This window comes from Microbacterium sp. ISL-103 (assembly GCF_018613995.1).
Classification (GTDB): Bacteria; Actinomycetota; Actinomycetes; order Actinomycetales; family Microbacteriaceae; genus Microbacterium.
On the sequence record NZ_JAGGPD010000327.1, the window covers coordinates 1 to 7,861 of the forward strand.

9 protein-coding genes are annotated in these 7,861 nt (G+C 67.8%); 3 read left to right on the forward strand and 6 right to left on the reverse strand.

What is annotated here, in order from left to right; translation table 11 throughout:
* Positions 1–613 (forward strand): prealbumin-like fold domain-containing protein (locus tag J7E68_RS12310; protein WP_215172970.1); only part of this gene is annotated, 613 nt, incomplete at its 5' end.
* A gap of 66 nt (positions 614–679) precedes the next feature.
* A complete protein-coding gene (locus J7E68_RS12315; protein ID WP_215172972.1) occupies positions 680–2,152 on the forward strand; it encodes a lipase maturation factor family protein in 1,473 nt (490 codons plus the stop codon).
* 365 nt (positions 2,153–2,517) lie between these two features.
* Here J7E68_RS12315 and J7E68_RS12320 read toward each other — a convergent pair whose 3' ends face one another.
* From J7E68_RS12320 to J7E68_RS12340, 5 genes are all read right to left on the reverse strand, one after another.
* Positions 2,518–3,285: an ABC transporter permease gene (locus J7E68_RS12320; RefSeq protein ID WP_215172974.1), complete on the reverse strand. Its 768-nt coding sequence runs from the start codon at positions 3,283–3,285 to the stop codon at positions 2,518–2,520.
* Complete coding sequence (locus J7E68_RS12325) at positions 3,282–4,067, reverse strand: ABC transporter ATP-binding protein (protein ID WP_215172976.1); 786 nt, start codon at positions 4,065–4,067, stop codon at positions 3,282–3,284. The genes J7E68_RS12320 and J7E68_RS12325 overlap by 4 nt, the downstream gene beginning before the upstream one ends.
* Positions 4,064–4,435, reverse strand: a complete 372-nt coding sequence (locus J7E68_RS12330; protein ID WP_215172978.1) for a DUF1048 domain-containing protein — start codon at positions 4,433–4,435, stop codon at positions 4,064–4,066. Before J7E68_RS12330 ends, J7E68_RS12325 begins: the two co-directional genes overlap by 4 nt.
* 1 nt (position 4,436) lies before the next feature.
* Positions 4,437–4,799 carry a PadR family transcriptional regulator gene (locus J7E68_RS12335; protein WP_215172980.1) on the reverse strand — a complete coding sequence of 121 codons (363 nt, stop codon included), beginning with the start codon at positions 4,797–4,799 and terminating at the stop codon, positions 4,437–4,439.
* Positions 4,800–5,330: 531 nt separating this feature from the next.
* Entirely contained in the window at positions 5,331–6,071 is a 741-nt protein-coding gene (locus J7E68_RS12340) for an SGNH/GDSL hydrolase family protein (RefSeq protein ID WP_215172982.1), read from the reverse strand.
* A gap of 41 nt (positions 6,072–6,112) precedes the next feature.
* Here J7E68_RS12340 and J7E68_RS12345 point away from each other — a divergent pair, with 41 nt between their 5' ends.
* A complete protein-coding gene (locus tag J7E68_RS12345; RefSeq protein ID WP_251048933.1) occupies positions 6,113–6,583 on the forward strand; it encodes a cytochrome C5 in 471 nt (156 codons plus the stop codon).
* Between the two features lie 11 nt (positions 6,584–6,594).
* On the opposite strand, the gene J7E68_RS12350 is transcribed toward J7E68_RS12345, so the two are convergent.
* Positions 6,595–7,596 carry a magnesium and cobalt transport protein CorA gene (locus tag J7E68_RS12350; protein WP_056310635.1) on the reverse strand — a complete coding sequence of 334 codons (1,002 nt, stop codon included), beginning with the start codon at positions 7,594–7,596 and terminating at the stop codon, positions 6,595–6,597.
* Positions 7,597–7,861: the final 265 nt, after the last annotated feature.

Below are 7,861 nucleotides of genomic sequence, written 5' to 3' on the forward strand. Positions count from 1 at the left end.
GCCGACGACGGGCGGGACGCTGCACAAGAACACCGCGACCGCCTCGGGCCAGCCGGCCTCGGGTGGCGCACGCGTCACAGACACCGATCCCGCACATGCGACCACGCGCGAGGTGCTGGCGTCGATCACCGTCGAGAAGCTCGGCGAGGACGTCGACGGCGAATGGGTGCGGATGGACGGCTCGGGCTTCCGACTGCGCGCCGACGCTGCAGGAAGTCCCGGAACTGCGGTGGCTTCGGGGCTGGTAGCGGGCGAGGTCGGAGTGTTCGCGGCCGCCGGGCTGCGCCCGGGGACGTATTGGATCGAAGAGACGAAGGCGCCCGAGGGGTTCGCGCTGCTCGCCGAGGCGGTGAAGATCGTCGTGGATGCCGCCGGTGAGGTCTCGATCGCGCCCGGCCAGTCGAGCCCCCAGGTCAGCGCCGTCGACAACACGATCTCGGTGCGCGACGTTCCCACGTTCGAGCTTCCCGCCGCCGGAGGAACAGGTTCCCAGGGGTACACCCTTGCCGGTTCGCTGCTGATCGGTGTCGCGCTCGCGGGCGCCGCCCTGCTCGAGATCCGCCGCGCCCGCCGAGGCCGTCGCGACGACGGGGTTGCCGCTCCGGTCGGGTGATGCTCGGGAGGGCCTGTGGAACGCAACCCCCTCTGCGGCACCGGGCGCCGGGCGTAGCCTGTGCCCGTGGATGGGTTCGCAGCAGTCGACTTCGGGTTCGCTCGCGAGGTGCTGCAGCGGGGCATCGCCGCGCTGTACCTCGTCGCGTTCATCTCGAGCCTGAACCAGTTCCGCCCGCTTCTCGGCGAGCACGGTCTGCTGCCCGCGCCGGTGCTGCTCGAGTGGGTCGGGCAGAAGAAGTCGCGACGACGGATGCTGCATCCGACGCTCTTCCTCCGCATCCGCTATTCCGATCGGCGACTGGTGCTGCTCTGTGCGGCGGGAATCGTCGTCTCGGCGCTGCTGGTCATCGGCATCCCGCAGTGGGGTCCGCCGTGGGTGCCGATGCTGTGCTTCCTCGTGCTGTGGCTCGGCTACATGTCGATCGTCAGCATCGGGCAGACGTTCTATTCGTTCGGGTGGGAGATGCTGCTGCTCGAGGCCGGGTTCCTCGCGGCTTTCCTCGGCTCGAACGACCAGCCACCGCCCACGGTCGTGATCGTGCTGTTCTGGTGGCTGGTGTTCCGGGTCGAGTTCGGCGCGGGCATGATCAAGATCCGGGGCGGGAGCGAATGGCGCGACCTCACCGCCCTGATGTTCCACCACGAGACGCAGCCGATGCCGGGGCCGTTCAGTCGGCAGGCTCACCTGCTGCCGCGGTGGTTCCATCGGGGCGAGGTCGTCGGCAATCATGTCGCGCAGCTCATCGTGCCGTTCTTCGTGTTCGCGCCGCTGCTGTCGGTCTGGCTTCCCGGCCCGGTGCCGCAGATCGGCGGCGCCGTGGCCGCCGTCGTCGTCATCGCGACGCAGGTCTGGCTCGTCGCCACGGGCAACTTCGCCTGGCTGAACGGGGTCACGATCGTGATCGCGTTGTCGGCGATCGGGCTGCCGGGGGTAGGGCGGCCGATCGAGGCAGCGAACGCAGAGGCCGTGCCGTGGCCCGGCATCCCGCTGTACTGGTTCGTGATCACGGCGGCGGTCGGGCTGCTGTATCTGGTGCTGAGCGGGCCGGCGCTGCGCAACCTGTTCGCGCGGCGGCAGGCGATGAATGCGAGCTTCAACCGCTGGCAGCTCGCCAACGCCTACGGCGCTTTCGGTACCGTGACGAAGCAGCGGGTCGAGATCGTCGTCGAGGGATCGGTCGACGACGACGGCCTGCTGTGGCGCGAGTACGAGTTCAAGGGCAAGCCCGGCGACGTGCGCCGCATCCCTCGCCAGTTCGCGCCGTACCACCTGCGACTCGACTGGCTGATGTGGTTCCTGCCGCTCGGCCGCTCGCTCGACGACTGGTTCACGGTGTTCCTGCTGCGACTCCTCGAGGCCGATGCTCCGACCCTCGCCCTGCTGCGCACAGACCCGTTCGACGGCGAGCCGCCGCGCTGGGTGCGCGCGGTGTCGTACCGCTATCGCTTCGCGACCCGTGCCGAGCGGCGGGAAGACGGTGTGGTCTGGGTGCGCACGCGGCAGAGCGTCGTGCTCGGCCCCCTCGGGCTGCGGTAGGGCGGGCGCATCCCTCATCCCGCGTCCCGCATCTCGCATCCGCATCCCCATCCGCATCCTCCGCCCCCGTGCTCTGCGCCAGCGAAGGAGATCACGCGTATCGAAGGACGGATGCGGCGATCTGGTCCTTCGCAGCGCGAGATCTCCTTCGGAACGGCCGGGCAAGGCCGGCCCCCTTCCTGTCGGGAGGAGATCCGCCCTTCGGGAGGAGCCTCAGAGCAGGGTCCTCCTCCCGAGGCGCAGTCCTCCTGCCGAGCAACAGTCCTGAACTCAGGAACCGAGCCGAAGAAGCCGACGCCGAGCGCGGCGAAACGCCCCGGCCGGGCGAGGGGCCCGGACGAAGCGTTCCGTCTCACTGCAGACGTTCAACTGACCTTCTTGCGGTAGGCGATGATCGCGAACACGTAGGCGACGACCAGGATGCCGATGCACCAGGCGAGGGCGACCCAGATGTCGGTGCCGACCGGCTTCTCGGCGAACAGCGCCTGGATGGTGTTCACGATCGAGGTGACCGGCTGATTCTCGGCGAACCAGCGCACGGGGCCCGGCATCGTCTCGGTGGGCACGAAGGCCGAGCTGATGAACGGCAGGAAGATCAGCGGATACGAGAACGCGGTCGCCCCGTCGAGCGTCTTGGCGCTGAGTCCTGCGATGATCGCCAGCCACGTGAGGGCCAGGGTGAACAGCAGCAGGATGCCGATCACGGCGAGCCACGCCAGGGGGCCGGCTCCGGTGCGGAATCCCATCACGAACCCGACGGCGAAGATGATCGCCAGCGTGATGCCGTTCGCGACGAGCGAGGTGAGAACATGCGCCCACAGCACGCTCGACCGGGCGATCGGCATGGAGTGGAAGCGCTCGAAGATGCCGCTCTGCAGATCGTTGAACAGCCGGTACGACGTATAGGCGATGCCGGAGGCCACAGCGATCAGCAGGATGCCGGGAAGCAGATAGTTGACGTAGTTCTCGGCGCCGATGCTCTGTTTCAGCGCTCCGCCGAAGACGTAGACGAACAGAAGCATCAGCGCGATCGGGGTGACCGCCGTGGTGATGATGGTGTCGCTGCTGCGGAAGATGTGCCGCATCGAGCGACCGGTGAGCGTCGCGGTGTCGGCGACGAAGTGCGTGCTCATGCTGCGTTCTCCTTTCCGGGTTCTGCGGTCGACGTGGTGCCGACCAGGGTGAGGAAGATCTCCTCGAGCGAGGGCTGCTTCTCGACGTACTCGACCTTCGCGGCCGGCAGCAGGCGCTTGAGCTCGGTGAGGGTGCCGTTGGCGATGATCCGCCCCTCGTGCAGGATCGCGATGCGGTCGGCCAGCTGCTCGGCCTCATCGAGATACTGCGTCGTCAGCAGCACCGTGGTGCCCGTGTCGGCGAGTTCCTTGACCACGTTCCACACCTCGATGCGGGCTTCGGGGTCGAGGCCCGTGGTCGGCTCGTCGAGGTAGATGACCTCGGGGTGACCGACCAGGCTCATCGCGATGTCGAGTCGACGGCGCATGCCGCCCGAGTACGTGCCGACCTTGCGTGCACCGGCGTCGACGAGCCGGAAGCGGGTGAGCAGCTCGTCGGCGACGGATGCCGGATCGGGAAGGTGCCGAAGCTTCGCGACCAGCACGAGGTTCTCGCGGCCGGTGAGGATCTCGTCGACCGCGGCGAACTGCCCCGTGAGGCTGATCTTCTGTCGCACGGCGAGCGGGTCGGCGGCGACGTCGATCTCCTGCACGGCGGCCGTGCCGGCATCCGACGTCAACAGCGTCGAGAGGATGCGCACGACCGTGGTCTTGCCGGCGCCGTTCGAGCCGAGGAGGGCGAAGATCGACCCCTTCTCGACCTCGAAGTCGACGCCGCGCAGCACGTGGAGGTCCTTGTAGGACTTCTCGAGGCCGCGGACGGCGATGGCTGGTGCGGTCATGATCGTGACTCCCTCTTCTTCGCGTCGTCGACCGCCTTCGTCAGGCGGGCGCGCTCCTTGTCGATCCAGTGGGTTCCGCCGTAGGCCTCGGCGTAGGTCTCGGCGAACGAGACGGCGTCGTCGCCGACGATGTCGCTGACCGGGGTGCCGTCGAGCGACGCCCGCTCCCACAGGTCGGCGAGGTCGAGGAAGATCTGCACGAGGATGTCGCCGTCGGTGATGCCCCCGTAGTACATCGTGTAGCGGTGCTGGGCGTTCGCGACCGAGCGGTAGGGCTCGGGGAGGGCGTCGATGCGCTTCTTCGCATCGCGGTACTGCTTCTTCTGCTCGAGCGATCCGGTGAGCGCTTCGATCCACTTCGCGGCCATGTCAGTTCTCCTTGTTGTTCGTGTTCGTGTTCGTGTGGGTGTCGTCGTTGCGCAGGCTGTCGATGCGCTGGGTGAGGAAGCCCCAGGTCTTCCAGAACTCCTCGAGCTCCTGCATGCCTGCGGGGTTGAGCGAGTAGACCTTGCGGGGCGGGCCCTTCTCGCTCGGCACCTTCTCGACGTCGACGAGCTTCTTCTGCTCGACGCGCACGAGGAGTGCGTAGATCGTGCCCTCGGCGATGTCGGTGAACCCGTGATCGCGCACGCGGGTGGTGATCTCGTATCCGTAGGCCGGCTGCTCGGCGAGGAGGGCCAGGACGATGCCCTCCAGAGTGCCTTTGAGCATCTCGGTCATCTGTTTGCCCATCGGGACCTTCTTCCGTCGGTTCGGTACTCAGTGTTGCTGGGTACCGGTACAAAGTAACACTGAGTACCGGTACTTAGCAACACCGAATACTGAAGCTTTCTCGCGGTTCATGTCGCATCCCGTTCCGGTTGCACTTTGTGCCGCGTGAGCCCGCATCCGACGGCACGAACTGCGACCGGAACGCGGCGGAGGCGCCACAGCTCGCCGTATTGACGTGCGGGGGTTTTGCGCGGTGGCATCACCCGGTCCGGGCGCGTGCGTCGATGCGCGCGTCGCATGGGCACGGGTGCGTGGTGCGGCCGCGTAGTGCGGGCTGGCCCCTCGGTGCGGGGTCACTTGTGCATCTCCCCGGCGGATGCGGGGTCACTTGTGCATCTCCCCGGCGGATGCGGGGTCACTTGTGCACCTCTCCGTGGGTGCGGGGCCACTTTCGCATCGGAAATGGCCCTGCGCGGTGCGTAACTGGCCCCGCCTGGCTCGGGACGGACGGACGGGCGGGCCGACGGGCCGAGGCGGGGACGGATGCGGCCGCTAGCCGTTCAGGCGCGCCGCCATCACCCGCGCCTCGAGCAGTGGCAGGGTGCGGTCGACCTCGGGCTGCGGGCAGATGTCGAGGGCGTTCGCGAGTTCGAGCGCGAGCGCGGCGTGACCTGCGGCGTTCGGATGGAACGGGTCGTTCATCATTCCCCACGGCACTCCGCCGTTGCCGAGGTCGGTGAAGCGCGCATGCTGATCGACGAGGATCACGTCTTCCGATCCGGCGACCTCGCGCACGGCATCCGCGAACTCGACGATCCGCTCGCGGCCCGGCGCGTTCGGGATGTCGATCGACGGCGGCGTCTGCAGCACGACGATCGTGCCGGCGGCCCGTGCACGGGTGACGAACTCGCGCAGCGACGCGACGAAGTCCGAAGGCGCGACGGTGATCTGGCCTGGGCCGGTCGCCATGTCGTTCGTGCCGATCATCAGGGTCACGATGTCGGGATGCCACGACGCGATGCGTCGGTCCCAGTCGCCGAGGATGTCGGTGATGCGGTGCCCGCTGATCGCGGTGTTGATGACGACGTCACGGGTGCGCCCGAGTTCCCCGCGGATCAGCTCGTGCAGATGCTCGGCGTAGCTGCGGCCGCCCTGCGTGTGCACGAGTCCGTGCGTGATCGAGTCGCCGGTGATGACCCAGTTCAGCGGTTCGGCCTGTGCGAGCACGTCGGCGAGACGCTGGAGATCGGATGCGGCGGATGCGGCGGATGCGGGGGATTCGGCGTGCGACACGCCCTACAGACTAGCCGCGGCGTGGGTGGAAGACTGGTCGTATGCCTTCCCCCCTGCTCGACACCCTTCTCGCCCGCATCGTCGACAGCGGTCTGCTCGATGACCCGGTCGCCGAGAACGGTCTGATCTACGGCCGTGCGACGATCGACGCCGCCGGCGCGGTGGTCACCGTCAACGTCGACCCCGAACTCGACCCCGAGCTCGAGGATGACGAAGACGGCCTCGACGCCGACGCTCTGCTCGCGGCGATCGCCCGCATCCTGTCGGTATCAGAGACGCGATGGCGTGCGGTGATCGACGAGGTCGCCGACGACATCGACGAGGCGGTCGACGACGAGCCCGTGATCGAGCAGACCGACCTGCGCGACGATCTCGAAGCCACCTCCGTCGTGGTGTTCGCCGACGCGGTGCTGATCGCCTTCGATGCGCCGAAGCAGTTCCCCGATTCCCGGATCCTCGTGCAGCTCGATGACGAACTCGATGTCGCGAGCATCGAGGTGCGCGATCGCTGAGTCCCCGCGCCTCAGAGCCACTTCTTGTACTTGAACACCCCGTAGAGGGCGACTGCGAAGGCGGCCATCGCGCCGATCGCCATCGGGTATCCGTGCACCCAGTGCAGCTCGGGCATGACGTCGAAGTTCATGCCGTAGACGGTGCCGACGAGCGTGGGTGCGAAGATGATCGCCGCCCACGACGAGATCCGCTTGATCTCGTCGTTCTGCGCCAGCCCCGCCTCGGTCTGCCGCCGTGCGACGAGCGCGGAGTGCACCGTGAGGGCGTTCTCGAGGATCGCGCGGAACGAGTCGACCCGCTCATTGACCCGGATGACGTGGTCGAGCACGTCACGCAGCGAGCGCTGCAGCTCCTCGTCGATGCGGTACTTCTCCGACCCGCGGCGCAGCCATTCGAGCATCCCGGCGAGGGGGTGCACCGCCCGCTGGAAGTTGATGACCTCGCGCGAGAGCTCGTAGATGCGGCGCGAGAGGGCGTCGTCGTCGCTGTCGCCGAAGAGCTGGTCCTCGATCTCGTCGATGTCGTTGAGCAGACCCGTCACGATCGGCTCGTACCCGTCGACGACCTCATCGAGGATCGCGTAGAACACGGCTTCGGGCCCCATCGCGAGCAGCTCGGGGTGCGCCTCCATGCGGCGGCGCACGCCCACGAGGTCGGGCGACTCGGCATGCCGGATCGTCACGACGAAGTCGGGGCCGACGAACAGGTGAAGTTCGCCGAACTCGATCGACTCCTGCTCGTCGCGGTAGCGGGCGGGACGCAGCACGGCGAAGAGCGTGTCGCCGTAGCGCTCGACCTTCGAACGCTGGTGCCCCGAGAGCGCGTCTTCGACGGCGAGCGGATGCAGGTCGAATTCGCGCGCGACCGAGGTGACCTCCTGCGGGCTCGGACGGTAGAGGCCGATCCACGCGATGCCGCCGTGGGCGTCGAGAGACCGGTAGGTCTCGTCGAGGTTCTTCGGGGTCTCCACGCGACGTCCGTGGACGTACACGCCGTTGTCGATGAGGGCCATGGCTGGCTCCGTTTCTCGCAGGCGCACGCCGGTCAGAGAGGGCGTGCGCAGAATTCGTCAGGGGGCGGAAGACGCCGCCGACGGCTGCGGAGCAGGACGTGCAGGTGCGGAGCCGAAGCTCAAAGCACGGATGCCGTCAGACGCGACGCAACGAAGGCGGCGTCGCAACTATCACCGGACATCGCCATCACCGCCTCTCGCGCTCTGAAGGGGTCACGTGACCCGATGTGCCAGCATACCCCTGCATTCTGGACGCGGGATCCAT